Below are 17,016 nucleotides of genomic sequence, written 5' to 3' on the forward strand. Positions count from 1 at the left end.
CGGATGGGTATCAAGTTTGCTGGCCGCGCTGTACCGGCCATGGCGGCGATGTTGGCATGCCTGCTGCTGCCGGGCGCGGCGTTCGGGGCGGAGGCGGCCGCCGCTGCTGCTACCGTTGCTGCTGCATCGGTGGAGCAGGCCGCTGCGCCCGCCGGCACGCTGGTGATCGTGGGCGGCGCGCTGCGCGCCGACAATGCCGACGTCTGGTCCCGCATCGTGGCGCTGTCCGGCGGACCGGGCGCGCGCATTGCCGTGCTGCCCACCGCCGCAGGCAATCCCGCCCGTTCCGGCGAGCAGATTGCAGCCGCGCTGCGCCGCTACGGCGCCGATCCGTTCATCGCCCCCATTGCGCCGCGCATGGCAGGAAGCGACTACCGCCAGGCCGCCGAGGACGCGGCGCTGGCGCAGCGCATCCGCGAATCCGGCGGCGTGTATTTCGCCGGCGGCGACCAGGGCCGCATCACGCAAGCGCTGCTGCGCGCCGACGGCAGCAGGACGGCGGCGCTGGAGGCGATGTGGGACATGTACCGCCGTGGCGGCATGGTGGCAGGCACCAGCGCCGGCGCAGCCATTATGAGCACCACCATGTTCGACGACGCGCCGCCGGTGTGGGAAGCGCTGCGGCGCGGCCTGCAGCCGGAAAAATCGCTGTCGCCGGGCCTGGGCTTCATCGGCGGCAGCGTTTTCATCGACCAGCATTTCCTGATCCGTGGACGGCTGGCGCGCATGGTGCCGGCTATGATGAACAAGGGCTACCGCGTGGGCTTCGGCGTGGACGAGAACAGCGCGCTGGTGGTGCGGCAGCAGCGCCAGGCCGAGGTGATAGGCTACAAGGGCGTGCTGATGGTGGACCTGTCGGAAGCGGCGGCTGCGCCGGTGGCCGGCGTATTCGGCGCGCGCGCGGTCAAGCTGAGCTACCTCGATCACGGCGACCAGCTGGACCTGGCCACGGGCGTGCACAAGCCCGGGCCGGACAAGGAGGCAGCCATTGCCGCAGGCGATCCGCCCTCGAACAAGGGGCCGCTCTACAGCAACGACATCCTCGGCAACAACGCAGTGCTGGACCTGATGGAGCGCCTGGTCGACAGCGACCAGCAGGAAGCCTTCGGCCTGGCCAGCGGCGATCCGCGCAGCGCGGCGCCGGAAACCGCGTTCGGTTTCCGTTTCACGCGCACGGCGCAGACGCGCGCCTATCCTTCATCCACGTCCTCCGCCTACTCCATCCGCGACGTGCTGCTGGACATCGTGCCTCTGCCCATGCGGCGCGATCTGCAGTCGCGCTGACCGTGGCTGCGCAGCAGGGGCTGGATGGCGTGCGCCGCGATCTCGACTTGCCCGCGCAGCTGGTTCGCCTGGGCCAATACGCTCTTTGGCGAGATGATCCTCAAAATCCTCGACAAGCGTCCTGGCATGCTGGCTTGAGCGGCGCCGTGCGGCTTGCGAGCGGCGATCCGAACCTGAGACAATACTGCTTTGTCCACCAGTGCCCGGCCGTGGCTTGAAGGTAAACCGATGTTTGAGCAGGATCTTTTTGGGGACGTGCCAGCGCCCGCTCCCCGTGTTCGCCAGCCCCGTGCACCGGTTACAGGGCCGAAGCATTCCTGGTTCTTTGCCGTGCGTCCTGCTCCTGAGGATGCCGCGCGGATCGATGCGTTTGCGCGCAGCCTGCTGGCGGCGCATGGCGTTACCGGCAAACGCCTGGGGCCGGACCGGCTGCATATCAGCTTGGACGCGGTGGGCGACGACATAGCCGCAGCCGAGCTGGATGCGGCATGCCGCGCGGCGGACGCCGTGCAATTGTCCGCCTTCGATCTGCGCTTCGACTCAGCCCTCACGTTCTCCGGTCCCCAGGGGCCGCTGGTGCTGCTGGGCGGGAAAGAGGAGGGCGGCCTGGGCGGCGTGCACAGGCTGCGCACGGTGCTGGGCTGCGCCATGGCGGACCAGGGCTTCAAGCCGTCGCGCTCCTACGAGCCGCATATGACGCTTTGCTATGACCCGCACCATCGCCTGCCGGCCACGCGCATTGAACCCATCGGATTCCGCGCCGCCGAATTCGCCCTCGTCAAGAGCCACATCGGCCTCTCCCGGCATGAAGTGGTGCGCAGCTGGGCGCTCGCAGCGGGGCGTTGACGCCCTGATTCCTGCAGTTCGTCGCATTGCCCGCTGGCCGCAGCTTGCAAAAAATATATTATGATTCCCGGGCTGTCCGCATGGTGCGGACCCCGCCTCATTCCAAGGAGTCAATACATGTTCAAGCCCTCGGCCATTTTCGTCGCCACGCTGATCCTGCTGCAAACGCCCTACCTCGCCGCCCAGGAGGCGCCGGTGGCCGCAGCCGCAGCTGAACCATCGTTCGCCGAGCGCTTCGACGCCGTCATCGGCTCCAACTACAAGGCCACCGATCCCGGCATCACCGTGCTGGTGGCGCGCGATGGCAAGCCGCTGCTGCGCAAGGCCTACGGCATGGCCAATATCGAGAAGAAGCAGGCGATGACGCCGGAGATGTCGCTGCGCCTGGGATCGATCACCAAGCAGTTCACCGCCGTGTCCATCCTGATGCTGGCCGACGAGGGCAAGCTGTCGGTCCAGGACGACATTACCAAGTATCTGCCGGATTATCCGACCAAGGGCAAGAAGATCACGATTGAACATCTGCTGACGCATACCTCGGGCATCGTCAGCTACACCAGCAAGCCCGGTTTCATGGCCGCCATGAACACCGACCTGACGGTGGCGCAGATGATAGACACGTTCAAGAACGACCCGCTGGAGTTCGAGCCGGGCACCCGCTACGCCTACAACAACTCGGGCTATTTCCTGCTCGGCGCCATTATCGAAAAGATTTCCGGCCAGAGCTACGCCAAGTTTGTCGAGCAGCGCATCTTCGTCCCGCTGGGCATGGCCCAGACCGCCTACGAAGGGTACGAGCGCACGCCGCCGCTGCGCGCGGCCGGCTACAGTAAGAAGGGCGACGCCTTCGAGCCTTCCGCGCCGCTCAGCATGGCGCTGCCGTATGCGGCGGGCTCCCTGGTTTCGACCGTGGACGACTTGAACCGCTGGGACCAGGCGATCGCGCAGGGCAAGCTGCTCAAGCCGGCCAGCTGGAAAATGGCCTTCACCCCGTACACGCTGGCGGACGGCAAGTCCACCAACTATGGCTATGGCTGGGCGATCGGCAATCTGAAGGGCAGCCCGATGATGGGACACGGCGGCGGCATCAACGGTTTCGCCACTTACGCCCTGCGCCTGCCGCAGGAGAAGGTGTATGTCGTCGTGCTGGGCAATGCCGATTCCGGCAACGTTGCGCCGGAGATGATGGCCATGAAGGCGGCCGCGCTGGTTATCGGCAAACCCTACACCGAGTACAAGGAGATCACGCTGGACGCCAAGGCGCTGGCGGCCTTCGCCGGCGTGTACGGCGGCCCCGGCCCTGAAACGCGCACTATCCGCGTCGAGAACGGGCGGCTGTCGATGGCGCGCAGCGGCGGCAGCACCACGCTGCTGCGGCCGCACTCGGAGAATGGCTTCTTCGTCGGCAAATCGCTGATCACCGCAGATTTTGCGCGCGACGCCAAGGGCGCCGTGACGCAGGTGACCGTGTCCCGGGACGGCAATTCTACCGTCTATCCGCGCACCGGCGACGCCGCCGCGCTGCCGGCGCGGGTTGAAGTCAAAGTGGCGCCGGCGGTGCTGGACGGCTATGTCGGCAAATACCAGCTGGCGCCCAACTTCATTATCGAGGTGCGGCGCGAGGGGGAGAAGTTCATCGCCCAGGCCACCAACCAGCCGCCGTTCGAATTGTTTGCCACTAGCGACACAAACTTTTTCGTCAAGGTGGTGGACGCCCAGGTCAACTTCACCAAAAACCCGGACGGCAGCCATGTGCTGGTGCTGAACCAGGGTGGACGCACCATGCCGGCGCCGCTGGTTAAATAGGCTTGGGCGCCACGAAGGCCACGCACTCCTCGAATGAGCGCAAGTCCATGTCGACGGCGGACTGGATGGCGGCGACGGTACCGGCCATTTCGTCGGCCGGCAGGAGTATGGCCGCCACCAAGGCTTGCGGTAGCAGCGCGCGCAACGCGCCTATGGCTTGCAGCCACGCCTCCAGTTCCTCCGGCAGCGGACTGGGAACGATCACCGTCGATATCAGCGCGGCCTTGCCGGGATCGTGTTCTTCGTAAGGCAGGGGCAGGGCGACGCTGCGCGCGTCGATGCCGGCCTCGCGCAGTGCGCGCGCCAGCAGTTCGCTGATCACTTCGTCGCGCTCGGAGGGCAGGCCGGCGCACAGCACAATGGAGCGCTGCGGCACGTCGAGCGAGCCTTGCCAGCGGCCAAGGCGGGCTTCGCGCAGCCGCCGCAGATGCGCGCCGACGTTGGCGTCCAGCAGCGAAATGCGGCGCCGGCTGCGGCCCGGCGCCGCGCCGCTGGGCGCCAGCGCTTCCGCCACTTCCGCCACCGTGGAGCGCAGGTGGTCCTGCTGCCTGGCGTCGATGAGGCCGAGCCGCAGTTCGGTGGCTGCCAGCCCCAGGCCGGGCACCAGGATCTGATCGCAATAGCGCGCGAAGCTGGCGCGCCGCAGCAGCGCGGCGGCGTCGCGCAGAATGGCGCCGGTCTCGCCGGACAGGGCGCGTTGGAAGAAGCGTTGGGCGGCCGTCACGTCCGGCGCCTGCCCAAACAGGATGGCCAGCGGTTCCAGCGCCCGCACGTGGCGTCCCGCCACCACCAGGCATACCGTCAGCGGCGTGGAGATCAGCAGGCCCACCGGACCCCATACCGTCCCCCAGAACAGCGCGGACACCACCACCGCCAGCGGCGACAAGCCGGTGCTGTGCCCATACACCTTGGGCTCGACCAGGTGCGCGACCAGCAGTTCCAGCACGCCGAAGGTGGCAAGGCAGGAGAGCGCGAGGCGCCAGCCGGGGTCAATGGCGGCGGCGAAGCAGGCGATGGCGGCGCCGGCGGCCAGCGCGCCGGCATAGGGAACAAAGCGCAGCACGCCGCACAAGGCGCCCCATAGCAGGGCATGGGGCAGGCCGAGCGCCCACAGCGCCAGGCCGATGGCGGCGCCGAAGCAGATATTGACGACGAACTGGCAGAAAAAGAAGCGCGACACGCCGCGTGCCGCGTCGGCCAGCGCGCGCACCGTGCGGCTCACGTCGCCCTGGCCCGTCAGCCGGATCAGGCGGTCCTGCAGCGACTCATGCTCCAGCAGCATAAACATCAGCAGCACCAGCACCAGGCCGGCCTCGCCCAGCGGCGCCCAGGCCAGCGTGGCCACGTGGGCCAGCGCGTCGCGCGGTACGGCGGCAGGCGGGGCGGGCGGGGCGGCAGCGGGGGCAGGGGCAGGGGCAGGGCCGGAAGCCGCGCCGGGCGCCTGCAGCGGCGCCACCGCGTCCAGGCCGGCCGTCACATGCGCGAACGGACGTTCCACGGCGGCCCGCAGCTGCTCCGCCTTCAGCTGGATGGCGGAACGGTACTGCGGCAGCTCGGCGCTCACGCTCACCAGCTGCGTGGCCAGTATCAGGACGGCGCCGGCCAGGCCGCCGCCTGCCAGCAGCAGCGCGGAGATCATGGCGGGCAGGCGTCCCATGCCAAGGCGACCAAGGGAGCGGATCAGGGGCGCGGCCACCAGGCTCAGGATGGCGGCCAGGGCAAGCGGCTGCAGGACGGCGCGTCCAAAGTGGAGCGCCGCCAGCAGGCAGCAGGCGCTGAGGACGGTGGATGCGGGCAGGCGCGCGGCGGGTGAAGGGCTGACGGAGAGGGGCACGGGGTGGAAAGCGGCATGGAGAAAGGCTTGCAATCATAATGACGCATACGTCATTTTGCAAGCGGAATGCCATTTCATATTGACTTTAATGTCATCATGACATAGCATTCGTTTGTGCCGGAAACGCGGCACAGTCACTGCATTGAGAGATTCTGCCATGTCATCAACCGTTGGACGCCAGGTGCGGCCACCCTGCCTGCGGGAGTGCTGGCTATGAAACTACGCCGCGTTACCTTCGGCTTTTCCGGTATTGCGCTGCTGTCGCTCGCGCTCAATGCGGCCTTGCTGGGGCTGATACTGCGCACCCATGGCGAGGCGGTGCGCGCCCAGGAGCAGCGCCAGCGCGCGCATGCGCTGACCAACGGCCTGCAACAGGAAGCTGGGCAGCTGGCCACCTATTGGAAGGACGTTGCGGCCGGACGCCCCGCGTTGCGGCGGCAGTCCGCCGGAGGCGGCTTTTCCGCAGCGGCGCGCCTGCCTGCGCAGGGACTGGGCGCCGCCGAGTTGTCGGCCCTGGCGCGCGTGCAAGCCGCAACGGCCGCTCTTCAGCGCCTTGATCTCCAGGCCTTCGATGCGGTGCGCGGAGCAGGCAGCCGCGGCGCGCGGCTGGAACTGGCGGGCGCCCTGGTGCACAGCGGCCCATACCAGCAACTCCAGTCCACCCTTGCGGATGCGCTGGCGGAGCTGGCCGGCGCTACGGAACTGCGCACGCGCGCCCAGCTCGAGGCTGCGCAGCAGCGGCTCGACTATCTGATCACCGCCACGCTGGCCTGCCTGCTGGGCTGCCTGGCGCTGGTGCTGGCCGCAGCCTGGGTGCTGCAGCGGCAGGTGCTGCGGCCGATACGCGCCTTGTCGCGCGCGGCGGCTGCGCTGGCCGCAGGCGATTACAGCGTGCGCGTGGGCGGGCCTGGGGCGTCCGAGGAACTGGGCGACGCGTTTGGCGTGCAGGAACTGGCGGCGCTCGGCAGCGCCTACAACGGCATGGCCAGCGCCATCGAACGCGACTTGCATCAGCGCGCCACCGTGCAGCAGGAACTGGAGCGGGCGCGCCAGTATTCGGACGACGCCAGCCGCGCCAAGTCCATGTTCCTGGCCAATATGAGCCACGAAATCCGCACGCCCATGAACGCCATTATCGGCATGGCCTATCTGGCCCTGCAAAGCGGGCTGACGCCGCGCCAGCACGGCTATGTGGCGCAAGTGCACCAGGCCGCGACGGCCTTGCTGGCCTTGTTGAACGATATCCTGGATTTCTCCAAGGTGGAGGCGGGCAAGATGGAGCTGGCGCCGGCGCCGTTCCAGCTGGAGCAAGTGCTGGCCGACGCCCTGGCGCTGGTGCAGCCGCGCGCGCAGGAAAAAGGGCTGGAGCTGGTGCTGGACCTGGGCGAGCGCGAGCTGGTGGCCGGCGGCGGCATGCTGGTGGGCGACGCGCTCCGCCTGGGCCAGGTGCTGACCAATCTGCTGTCGAACGCGGTGAAGTTCACCGAGCAAGGCAGCATCCGGCTGCTGGTGCAGCTGGAGCGGCAGGAGCAGCGTGAGGCCGGCAAAGTGGCACTGCATTTCACCGTGCGCGATACCGGCATCGGCATGGACAGTGCGCAGCTGGGCCGCCTGTTCCAGGAGTTCACCCAGGCCGACGGTTCGGCCACGCGCAAGTATGGCGGTACGGGCCTGGGCCTAGCCATTTGCCACAAGCTCGTGGGCCTGATGGGCGGGCGCATCTCGGCCGACAGCCGGCCGGGCGACGGCGCACGTTTTTCCGCCGTGGTGCCTCTGGAGCGCGCACCGGCCGGCCCGGCGCCGGAGCCGGTCTTGCCACCAGCCGTTGCCGGGCTGCGCGTGCTGGTGGTGGACGATCTCCCCGCTGCCCGGCTGGCGTTGCAGAACCTGTTGCGCGCTGCGGGCGTGGACGGCGCGATCGACGTGGTGGCGGGACTGCCCGCTGCGCGTGCGCGGCTGGAAGCAGCGCAGCAGTGGCGCCGTCCCTATCAGCTGTTGCTGCTGGACTGGGACTTGCCGCAGCAGGACTGCGCCGCCTGGCTGGCGGGCATGGCGGCCGAAGGGCTGCCGCTGCCGCCCGTGGCGGTGCTGACCGTGGGCGATCCGGCGCTGGCCGAGGAGGCTTGCACGGCGGCGCATTTGCAGGGCTGCCTGGCCAAGCCGGTGCAGCCGGCCGGTTTGCGGCTGCTGCTGGCCGGCGTGCTGGGTGTGGCGCTGCCTCTTCCTTTGGCCCAGGCTGCGCGGGCGCCGGGTTTGCATGGCATGCGGGTGCTGCTGGTGGAAGACCAGCCGGCCAATCGCCAGGTGGCCTGCGAGCTGCTGGCCATGCAGGGTGTGCAGGTGGACGCGGCGGAACATGGGGCGGCAGCGCTGGAGCGCTTGCGGGCTTGCGGCCCGGGGCATTTCCACGCAGTGCTGATGGACGTGCAGATGCCCGTGATGGACGGGTATGAGGCCACGCGGCAGTTGCGGCAGGACCCGCGCTTTGCAGGCTTGCCCGTCATTGCCATGACTGCCCATGCCCTGGCCGAAGAACGTGAGCGCTGCGCGTCAGCCGGCATGACCGGCCACCTCTGCAAACCGGTTGAGCCGGCCGCGCTGTACGCTGCGCTGGCGCGGCACTTTGACGGCGCGGAGCTGAATCACTTTGCCGGTCCATTACCGCAGCCGGCGCAGCCGCAGCCACCGCAGCCGCCGCCGGATACAGGGCGGCTGGCGGCGGTACCGGGACTGGACGCGGCGGCAGGCTTGCGGCGCGCAGGGGGGCAGCTTGCGCTGTATCGCAGCCTGCTTGCGGATTTCGCACTGGAGTACGCAGGCTTTCCCGCCGCGCTGGAGGCACATCTGGCGGACGGCAGCTGGCAGGAGGCCGAGCGCCGGGCGCATACGCTGCACGGCCTGGCCGCCACACTCGGGGCGGAGCGGGTGGGCGCGCTGGCAGCGCAGCTGGAACGCGATTGCCGCGCGGGCGCGGGAGCGGCAGCCAACGCCAGCCTGGCGGGTCTGGCGCCGCCGTTGCTGCAACTGGCGGCGGCGCTTGGCGATACGCTTGATGCGGGGCCTGCGGCCGCCGCCGACGTGTCCCAGGATACGGCGCGGCTGCCGGCCGGCGTGTGCACCGCAGCGACGGGCGCGCAGTCCGCCCCGCCGGACGATTGGCTGCCGGGCTTGCGCGCCATGCTGGCGGCGTGCGACAGCGGTGCGCTGGCGCTGTGGGCGGCCTGCCGGCACGAAGGCGAAAGCCTGCTGGGGCGGGCCGCCGCGCGCCGCCTGGGCAGGGCGCTCGACCAATTTGACTTTGACCAGGCGCTGGCGGTGTTGTCCGCCGCGCCGCAACCGGAACCTGCATCATGACCGCTTTCCCCGACTTGCCGCCGCGCGCTACCGTGCTGGTGGTGGACGACACCCCCGCCAATCTGAGCTTGCTGGCCAGCCTGCTGCAGGGCGAATACCGTGTGCTGCTGGCCAATAACGGGCACAAGGCCCTGACCCTGGCGCGCACCGAGGCGCCGGACCTGGTGCTGCTCGACGTGATGATGCCCGGCCTGGACGGCTACGAAGTGTGCCGCCGGCTGAAGGCCGAGCCGCAGTTGGCGCGCGTGCCGGTGCTGTTCCTGACCGCGCGCGCAGGGCAGGAGGACGAGGAGCGCGGCCTGGCGCTGGGCGCGGTGGACTTCATCCACAAGCCCATCAGCCCGCCCATCGTTGCGGCGCGCGTGAAGGCGCAGCTGGCGCTCAAGTCCTGGCAGGACCACTTGCAGCGGCGCGTCGACGAAGGCCTGGCCGACATCCACCAGCTGCAGGACGCGTCCATCGACGTGATGGTGTCGCTGGCCGAATTCCGCGACGAGGACACCGGCAACCACGTGCGCCGCACCTCCGAATTCGTGCGCCTGCTGGCCTGCGAGCTGGCGCTGCTGCCTGCCTACGCGGACGTGCTGACGCCGGCCACCATCGGTCTGATGGCCAGGTCGGCTCCGCTGCACGACATCGGCAAGATCGCCATTCCCGACCATATCCTGCTCAAGCCGGGCAAGTTCGAACCGCATGAATGGGCCGTGATGCAGACCCACGCCCAGCGCGGCTGCGACATGCTGGCGCGCGCGGGGCGCCAGATGGGGGCGCGCGGTAAATTCCTTGAACTGGCCATGCAGATCGCCGGCGGCCACCACGAGAAATGGGATGGTTCCGGTTATCCGCGCGGCCTGGCCGGCGAGGCGATTCCGCTGGCGGCGCGCCTGATGGCGGTGGCCGACGTGTTCGACGCGCTGATGGCGCGCCGTCCCTACAAGGAGCCCATGCCCGCCGCGCAGGCGGCCGAATTCATCGTGCGCGGACGCGGCGCCCACTTCGACCCGGCCGTAGTGGACGCCTTCGTGCGCATCCTGCCCGCCTTTGAGGAGGTGGCGCGCCGCCTGGCAGACCCGCACGAGGAAATCGCGGTCCTCAAAGCAGCTTGATGATGCGCAGCTGGGTAAAGCTGCCATGCTTGGCGTGCCGCGACGAGGTGGTGTCGATGTACTGCAGCGTGATCACCGCGTCCAGCACGGGCACCTTGGTGGTGAAGTAAGCGCCCGCGTTGGTGGAGCGGAAGCGGCTGGCGCCGAAGGGGTTATTGTCGTCGTCCTGGTACTGCTGCACGCGCAAGGCGTGCAGGCCGACCACGCCGATCGGCGTCATATAGCCGGCCGCCAGTTCCAGCCCGGCCCAGTTGCCGCTGCGTAGCTGGTTGTCGCGGTTGCGCGTATTGAGGCCGAGCGACAGCTTGGCGCCCAGCGCCACTTGCGGCGTGGGCAGGTAAGCCACTTGCAGCGCCGGGCGCAGGGTGCGGAAGTTGCCGGTGCCGGTGTCCGGGTCGGGCGCGGCGTTGTATTTTCCGGTGGGGAGCACCAGCGCTGCGCCCGCCAGCACGCGCCACTGCTCGCGTACCAGCTGCCAGCCCATCATGAGTTCGGCGTCGCCGGCCCCATGCAGCGCGCCCGAGCTGGCGGCGCCCTGGCCGGCCAGGCCGGCCTGGTACTGGCTGTTGAACTGTCCCGCCACGCCGGCCTGCACCGCCGGCGGTACGGCCCCCGGCCAGGATAATGCGGGCGTGGCGCCGTTCAAGCCGATCTGCTGGTCCTTGCGGATGAAGGGCAGGTCGATCACGGTCAGCAGCCGTCCGCCGCCGTACTGTGCTGCGCTCACATAGGCGACCGCCACGTCCCAGCGCGTCATGGCCCCGTAGCCATGCACCGTTGCGCGCGTGGCGCCGTAAGAGGGCTGCAGCGCGCCCGGCAGGCCGGGCACGGCCAGCGTGGCGCCCGGCAGTGTCAGCACCAAGTCCTTGCCGTCGTCGCCCGACACGCGGCGCACCGGCACGCGCGTGAGCGCCGTGCCGATTGCCCATCCGGTCTGGTCGGGCGGGGCGAAGATTTCGCCGCCAAGGCTGCCGGCCAGGTTGTAGCGCGGTTCGAAGCCTTCGGCGGCATGACCGGCCGCGCTGGCTGCCAGCAAAGCCAGGCCTACGCTTTTATTTTTCAGGCTCATGCGTGTCTCCTTCATCGTTGTTATAAATCGTTGGTAAAAAAACCGCCGCCGTCCGTTGAGCTGAACGGCGGCGGGAAAAGCCCCCGCCGGCGGAGCGTCACCCGGCCACGGCGGGGGCCAAGGGAGCAGTGGCTGCGGCCTGGCGGCCCAGCAAATCCAGCGTGTCGCGCACCAGCGCATCAAGCGCGGCCAGCGGCCCGTCATCCAGCACCACGCGGTCGGGGCGCACGGCGGCCACCCATCCCACCGGCGCGGCGCCAGGCACCAGGTTGCCGCTCATGTCCTCCCACGCGCCGCCGCCCAGGCCAGCCTGGCCGCGATGGCCCAGCGCCACGATCTGGCCGCCGGCCGCGCGCCAGGCGGCCTGCAGCTGCGGGTCCAGCCGCGCGGCCGGATCGCAGCCGAAGCCCACCAGCGTGAGCGCGTTGCCCAGGCCCTCGTCGCTGGCCACGCAGGGTGCGCCGGCGGCGCGGCGCAGCCAGCCTTGCGGCAGCTGGCCGCCGCGCAGCAGGCGGGCGCCGCCCCGGCCGCGCCGGAACAGGCCGTGCTTGAAGCGGTTGGCGGGCTTGAACTTGAGTTCCTCGAACACGGCGCGGGTGGCGGGAAAACGGTGCAGCACGCCCATCAGGCCGTGCACCAGCAATGCCGTGGCGCGGTTGCGGGGCATGACCAGCGCGCCCATCATGCGCGCCATATTGATGATGGCGCGCGCATGCGGGCGGCGCTCGGCGTCGTAGCTGTCGAGCATGGACAGCGGCGCGCGCCCCTGCGCCACCCAGGCCAGTTTCCAGCACAGGTTGGCCACGTCGCGCAGGCCGGCTACCAGGCCCTGGCCGACGAAGGGTGGCGTGATGTGGGCGGCGTCGCCGGCCAGGAACACGCGGCCCTGCGAAAAGCGGTCCACAATGCGGGCATGGAAGCGGTACACGGCGGTGCGTTCGATGCTGCATTCGCTGGCGTCGCACCAGGGGGCGAGCAGCTTGCGGATGGTGTCCGGGTGCTCCATCTGCTCGCGCGTCTCGCCCGGCAGCAGCATGAACTCCCAGCGCTGGCGGTTGCCCGGCGCCGGCATGTGCGGCGAGGGGCGGCGCGGGTCGCAGAAGAATTCAATGTGCTCGATTGGAACCGGGGCGTTGCGCACGTCCACCACCAGCCAGTCCTGGGTGAAGCTCTTGCCTTCGAAGCCCATGCCGAGGTGGCGGCGCACGAAAGAGCTGGCGCCGTCCACTCCCACCAGGAAGCGCGACTGCACCGTGGCAAGCGAGCCGTCGGCTTGGCGGATAGTGGCGCGCACGCCGTGTTCGTCCTGCGTGTAGTCCACCAGTTCGGCGCCCAGCGCGGTTTGCACGCAGCCGTACTGGCGCAGCCGGTCGCGTAGCACGCGCTCGAGTTCCGGCTGGTAGAAGGTGACCAGCTGCGGGTGGCAGTCGATCTGTCCGGCCGTGTTGGCGCGCGCGTACTGGCCGAACAGCGGCGAGTGCATCTGCACCTCGGCCACGGCGCAGGTGGCGAAGGCGCCGTCCTCCAGGCCGGCCATCTGCAGGATGCGCAGCGCTTCGTTGTCCAGCACGATGGCGCGCGGCGCCATGAAGATCTCGGCAGCCTTGTCTATCACCAGGGTGCGCAGGCCGTAGCGGCCCAGCAGATTGGCGGCGGTGGCGCCGACCGGACCCATGCCGCACAGCAGCACGTCGACGGTGGCGGGCAGTTGCTGGCTCATGCTGCGTCCTTTCCTGCCTGCGGCAGCAAGTCGAGGGGGAAGGGGAAGGCCGACAGCAGGCTGCGCGCCAGTTCCGCATCGGCGCCGGCGCAGCGCAGCCGCACCACGGTGCCGCGCGCCGCATCGGCCTGCACCGCCAGCTCGCCGGCAATGCCGTTGGCGGCCAGCAGCTGGCCCAGCACGTGTTCGGCGGCGCGCAGGCGCAGTTCGGCCTTGGCCAGCTTGCCCACCGCCGTCAGCGGCAGCTGCGCCAGCACTTCCACCCGCACCGGGGCTGCGGCGCGTTCGGGCACCAGTTCGCGCGCGGCGGCCTGCAGCGCCTCAGGCGTGGCCGCGAGGCCCGGTTTCAGGGTCACATAGGCCACCGGCAGTTCGCCGGCGCGGGCGTCGGGCTGGCCCACTGCGGCCGCCAGCGCCACGGCCGGATGGCGCAGCAGCGCGTCCTCTATCATGGCCGGGTCGATATTGTGGCCGCCCCGGATGATCAGGTCCTTGGCGCGGCCGGTCAGGTGCAGATGGCCTTCGCCGTCGAGGTAGCCCAGGTCGCCCGTGTTGAGCCAGCCGGGTTTGAGCCAGATGCCCGCGTTGTCGCGCTCGCGCAGATAGCCGGGGAAGACGTTGGGGCCGCACACGCCGATCACGCCGACCTCGCCTTCATGGCAGGGACGCGTGGCCAGCCCGTCGGCGTCCACCTGCCAGGCTTGCAGCGCCTGGTGCGGCAGGCGCAGGCCGACGCTGCCCGGGCGGCGCTGCACGCCGGACGGATGGATGGCGGCGATGCAGGCCGTCTCGGTCAGGCCGTAGCCTTCGCACAGCGGAATGCCGGCCACCGCTTCGAAGCGGGCCGCCACGTCGGGCGGCAGGGGCGCGGCGCCGCAGAAGGCCTGGCGCAGCGAGGAGATGTCCGCGCCGCCCAGCGGCAGGGCGGCCAGCGCGGCGAAGATGGTGGGCACGCCGCTGAAGGTGGTGGCGCGGAAGCGCTGCACCAGCTGCCAGAAATTGGCCAGCACGCCGGGGCCACGGTAGCCCTGCGGCGTGAGCAGCACCACTTCCCAGCCGGCGTGGAAGGCGCCCAGGCCGGTGACCATGGCGCCGTTAACGTGAAACAGCGGCAGGCCGCACAGCACCACGTGCGGGTCCGGCTGCAGGCGCGCGAGCATGGCCGCCACAAAGACCTCGTTGCGGTGCGTGTGCTGCGCCACTTTTGGCAGGCCGGTGGTGCCGCCGGTGTGGAAATAGGCGCATACGTCGTCCGGCGCCGGCGGGCGCGCGCACAGCAAATGCGACGCGGGCTGCCGCTCCATAGCGGCGGCGAAGGACAGCAGGCGCAGGTCCGGGCGCGGCGCGGGAAGCGCCGCCGTCGCTGCTTCTGCTGCCTCTGCCGCCTCTGCTGCGCCGTTCCCGTCCATGCCCGCCACGTAGATGGTGCGCAGGGTTGGGCAGCGCGCCGCCACGGCCATGGCCTTGTCCCATATGTCGCTGCCGGCTTGCGGCGCCGTCGTCACCAGCGCCTCTGCGCCGGTGGCCTCGATGATGGAGGCGATATGCGCCACATCCAGCATGGGGTTGACCGGCGCGGCGATGCCCGCCGCCTGCGCGCCCCACAGCGCGTAATGGGTTTCGGGCAGGTTGGGCAGCAGCAGGGCCACCGCCTTGCCGCGCCCGATGCCGGCGCTGTGGAAGGCGTTGGCGGCTCGGGTGACCCGTTCGAACAGTTCCTGGTAGCTCACGGCGGACGCCGGCGCGCCGGGCTCGCCGCTCGGCAGAAAATGCAGGGCGGTGCGCTGCGGGTGGCGCGCGCCGGCCTGGCGCAGCAGTTCATAAGTGGTGTGCTGGGGCAGCGCGTCTTGCCAGCCGGCCGCTTCCATTGCGTGCACGTCGGCCAGCGAGCGCACGGGGGCGCGCGCCGCTGCGGCGCTGGTGGTGGGGTGGTCCATTGTTTGTCTCCTTCTGGTTTGTTCAAGTCATATAGGGAATCAGGATGGCGCGGCCCGGCAGCTGCTGCTCCACGTGGCGGTGGGCCTCGGCCGCGCGCGGCAGCGTGAAGCGCACCGTTTTGGTGGACTGCTGCAGGTGCGGCGCAAGTTCGGCCAGGTGGGCCAGGGTGGCGGCGTCGGGCCGGAACACGGTCCAGGCGTAGTGCGCGCCGTCCGGCACGCGGGCCGACATGCGGCGCTTTTCCAGCCAGGCCCCGCCCATGCCCCCGGCCAGTCCCTTGCTGTCGAGCAGGCCGAGGAAGGGATGGACGGTGGTGGCGTGGCCCAGCGCGCCGGGGGCGAGCAGGTCCAGCAGGGCCGCCTCGTCGTCCCAGCTGCCGAAGTTCAGCGTGGCGCTGAAGTGGCAGGGCAGGGCGCGCAGCGGCGTGGTGCGGCGGTCCAGCACCGTGGCCGCGCCGGCCTGGCGGCAGGCTTCGCGCCGGGCGCCGGCCACGGCGGTCACGCGCGCGCCCATGGTGTGCAGCATGCGCAGCGCAATCAGGCCCAGGCCGCCGGAGGCGCCGTGCACCAGCACTTCGCGTCCGTGCACGCTGCTGCGCGTGATGCCGGCGCCGGCCAGCGCGCGCGAGACGGTGAGGAAGTTGTAGGGCAGGGCGGCCAGCTGCTCGGGCGGTACGCCCTGCGGCTGGTGCTGCGCCATGGCGGCGTCCACCACCACGTGGGTGGCGTGGCTGCCCTGGCTGGAGGGCGGCTTGGCGCCGAACACGGCGTCGCCTTCGCGGAAGGCCGTCACGCCGCGTCCGACGGCGCATACGGTGCCGGCGAAGTCGTTGCCCAGCACCAGCGGCAAGCGCGCCGCGCCCAGCAGCGACAGCAGGCGGCGGCCGTAGCCGGCGCGGCGCCGGGTGTCGATCGGGTTGATCGACGCCGCGCGCACCCGCACCACGATCTGGCCGCGTCCCGGAACCGGCAGCGGAAGGCTGCGCATCTGCAGCTGCTCCGGGCCGCCGAACTGGCCGAGCACGGACGCCAGGCCGTTGCCGTTGTTGGCGCCGTAGCTGGCGGCGCTCATGGCGCCACCACGCGGTTGCGCTGGCAGCCCAGGTCGAGCGCGCCGTCCTCGCTGCCGATTTCGGCCGTGATCACGTCGCCCGGCTTCAGGTAGGCGGGATTGTCCATGCCCTTGCGGATGAACAGGCGCCACTTGGCGGCGTCCGACAGCAGGTGGCGCATCACCCACATGGCCAGCTTGCCAGGCGCCCGCGCGGCGCAGCCGGACGGCGTGCCGGTGGCGATCAGGTCGCCGGGCTGCAGGTCGTGCAGGGCCGACAGCTCGGTGAGGGTCTGGTGCGGCTTGAAGATCATGTCGCCGCAGTAGGCGTCCTGGCGCAGCTGGCCGTTCACCTTCAGGCGCATGCGCAGTTCGGGCCAGCGCCGCCACTCGTCCGGCGAGAGCAGCAGCAGGAAGGGGCCGGTGGGACCGAAGCCCCGGTAGCTCTTGCCTTTGTAGAACTGGGCCTGCGGCAGCTGCACGTCGCGCGCCGAGATGTCGTTGACGATGGTGACGCCGGCCAGCCATTCGTGTAGCCGGTCCGCCGCCACCGCGACCGGCCGGCCGACCGGACGGCGCAGCACCAGGCCCAGCTCCACTTCGTAGTCGAGCAGGCGCACGTGGGCCGGACGCACGATGTCGGCGTCGGCCGGGGCCAGGCAGGACGGCGCCTTGGTGAACAGGGTGTTGAAGGGAATGCGCGACGGGTCCATGCCGGACTCGCGCACATGGCTGGCGTAGTTGATGCCCTGGCAGATGAACTGGCGGTCCGCGCTGACCGGCGACAGCAGCGCCAGCGCGTCCAGCTCCAGCGTGGCCTGGTCCGGCGTGCTGGCCCAGGCCTGGTCCAGGCCTTCGGTGACGAAGCCGGCGGTGCCGGCGTAGCGCTGCGGCAGCAGCGCCACGCGCCGGCCGTGCACCACGCCCCAGGCGGGGGCGTCGTCGTGCAGAAAATGAATAACTTGGACAGCCATACAGTACTCCTTGAATATGCGGTATGCGTAGAAAG

General features: G+C 70.2%; 11 protein-coding genes. 5 read left to right on the plus strand and 6 right to left on the minus strand.

Annotated features, from left to right (window positions below):
* Window positions 1–3 precede the first annotated feature (3 nt).
* The 3 genes from AC07S4_RS03370 (at window position 4) to AC07S4_RS03380 (ending at window position 3,936) form a co-directional block, all read left to right on the plus strand.
* On the plus strand, window positions 4–1,284 hold the full coding sequence (locus AC07S4_RS03370) for a cyanophycinase (RefSeq protein WP_494985238.1): 1,281 nt from the start codon (window positions 4–6) through the stop codon (window positions 1,282–1,284).
* A gap of 330 nt (window positions 1,285–1,614) precedes the next feature.
* Complete coding sequence (locus AC07S4_RS03375) at window positions 1,615–2,130, plus strand: 2'-5' RNA ligase family protein (RefSeq protein WP_494985239.1); 516 nt, start codon at window positions 1,615–1,617, stop codon at window positions 2,128–2,130.
* A gap of 117 nt (window positions 2,131–2,247) precedes the next feature.
* Window positions 2,248–3,936, plus strand: a complete 1,689-nt coding sequence (locus AC07S4_RS03380; RefSeq protein ID WP_494985240.1) for a serine hydrolase — start codon at window positions 2,248–2,250, stop codon at window positions 3,934–3,936.
* Here the strand turns inward: AC07S4_RS03380 and AC07S4_RS03385 are convergent.
* Window positions 3,929–5,803, minus strand: a complete 1,875-nt coding sequence (locus AC07S4_RS03385; RefSeq protein ID WP_494985241.1) for an AI-2E family transporter — start codon at window positions 5,801–5,803, stop codon at window positions 3,929–3,931. The two genes, AC07S4_RS03380 and AC07S4_RS03385, sit on opposite strands and share 8 nt — an antisense overlap.
* A 180-nt stretch (window positions 5,804–5,983) precedes the next feature.
* On the opposite strand from AC07S4_RS03385, the gene AC07S4_RS03390 reads away from it, so the two are divergent.
* Both AC07S4_RS03390 and AC07S4_RS03395 read left to right on the plus strand, forming a co-directional pair.
* Window positions 5,984–9,124: a response regulator gene (locus AC07S4_RS03390; protein WP_494985242.1), complete on the plus strand. Its 3,141-nt coding sequence runs from the start codon at window positions 5,984–5,986 to the stop codon at window positions 9,122–9,124.
* Complete coding sequence (locus tag AC07S4_RS03395; protein WP_494985243.1) at window positions 9,121–10,230, plus strand: HD domain-containing phosphohydrolase; 1,110 nt, start codon at window positions 9,121–9,123, stop codon at window positions 10,228–10,230. Before AC07S4_RS03390 ends, AC07S4_RS03395 begins: the two co-directional genes overlap by 4 nt.
* Here AC07S4_RS03395 and AC07S4_RS03400 read toward each other — a convergent pair.
* From AC07S4_RS03400 to AC07S4_RS03420, 5 genes are all read right to left on the minus strand, one after another.
* On the minus strand, window positions 10,217–11,299 hold the full coding sequence (locus tag AC07S4_RS03400; protein ID WP_494985244.1) for a transporter: 1,083 nt from the start codon (window positions 11,297–11,299) through the stop codon (window positions 10,217–10,219). The genes AC07S4_RS03395 and AC07S4_RS03400 overlap by 14 nt on opposite strands.
* A gap of 97 nt (window positions 11,300–11,396) precedes the next feature.
* Window positions 11,397–13,019, minus strand: coding sequence for a bifunctional 3-(3-hydroxy-phenyl)propionate/3-hydroxycinnamic acid hydroxylase (locus AC07S4_RS03405; RefSeq protein ID WP_494985245.1), 1,623 nt, complete (start codon window positions 13,017–13,019; stop codon window positions 11,397–11,399).
* Window positions 13,016–14,956, minus strand: coding sequence for an acyl-CoA synthetase (locus AC07S4_RS03410; protein WP_494985246.1), 1,941 nt, complete (start codon window positions 14,954–14,956; stop codon window positions 13,016–13,018). Before AC07S4_RS03410 ends, AC07S4_RS03405 begins: the two co-directional genes overlap by 4 nt.
* Window positions 14,957–14,978: 22 nt before the next feature.
* Complete coding sequence (locus tag AC07S4_RS03415) at window positions 14,979–16,028, minus strand: quinone oxidoreductase family protein (RefSeq protein ID WP_494985247.1); 1,050 nt, start codon at window positions 16,026–16,028, stop codon at window positions 14,979–14,981.
* Window positions 16,025–16,981: a fumarylacetoacetate hydrolase family protein gene (locus AC07S4_RS03420; protein ID WP_494985248.1), complete on the minus strand. Its 957-nt coding sequence runs from the start codon at window positions 16,979–16,981 to the stop codon at window positions 16,025–16,027. The genes AC07S4_RS03415 and AC07S4_RS03420 overlap by 4 nt, the downstream gene beginning before the upstream one ends.
* Window positions 16,982–17,016: the final 35 nt, after the last annotated feature.

The organism is Pseudoduganella sp. GW821-FHT05F09 (genome assembly GCF_059419605.1).

Coding starts and splice junctions, on each gene's coding strand:
- AC07S4_RS03370 (WP_494985238.1), top strand. CDS start 4: ATGGGTATCAAGTTTGCTGGCCGCGCTGTACCGGCCATGGCGGCGATG.
- AC07S4_RS03380 (WP_494985240.1), top strand. CDS start 2,248: ATGTTCAAGCCCTCGGCCATTTTCGTCGCCACGCTGATCCTGCTGCAA.
- AC07S4_RS03390 (WP_494985242.1), top strand. CDS start 5,984: ATGAAACTACGCCGCGTTACCTTCGGCTTTTCCGGTATTGCGCTGCTG.
- AC07S4_RS03395 (WP_494985243.1), top strand. CDS start 9,121: ATGACCGCTTTCCCCGACTTGCCGCCGCGCGCTACCGTGCTGGTGGTG.
- AC07S4_RS03400 (WP_494985244.1), bottom strand. CDS start 11,299: ATGAGCCTGAAAAATAAAAGCGTAGGCCTGGCTTTGCTGGCAGCCAGC.
- AC07S4_RS03405 (WP_494985245.1), bottom strand. CDS start 13,019: ATGAGCCAGCAACTGCCCGCCACCGTCGACGTGCTGCTGTGCGGCATG.
- AC07S4_RS03410 (WP_494985246.1), bottom strand. CDS start 14,956: ATGGACCACCCCACCACCAGCGCCGCAGCGGCGCGCGCCCCCGTGCGC.
- AC07S4_RS03415 (WP_494985247.1), bottom strand. CDS start 16,028: ATGAGCGCCGCCAGCTACGGCGCCAACAACGGCAACGGCCTGGCGTCC.
- AC07S4_RS03420 (WP_494985248.1), bottom strand. CDS start 16,981: ATGGCTGTCCAAGTTATTCATTTTCTGCACGACGACGCCCCCGCCTGG.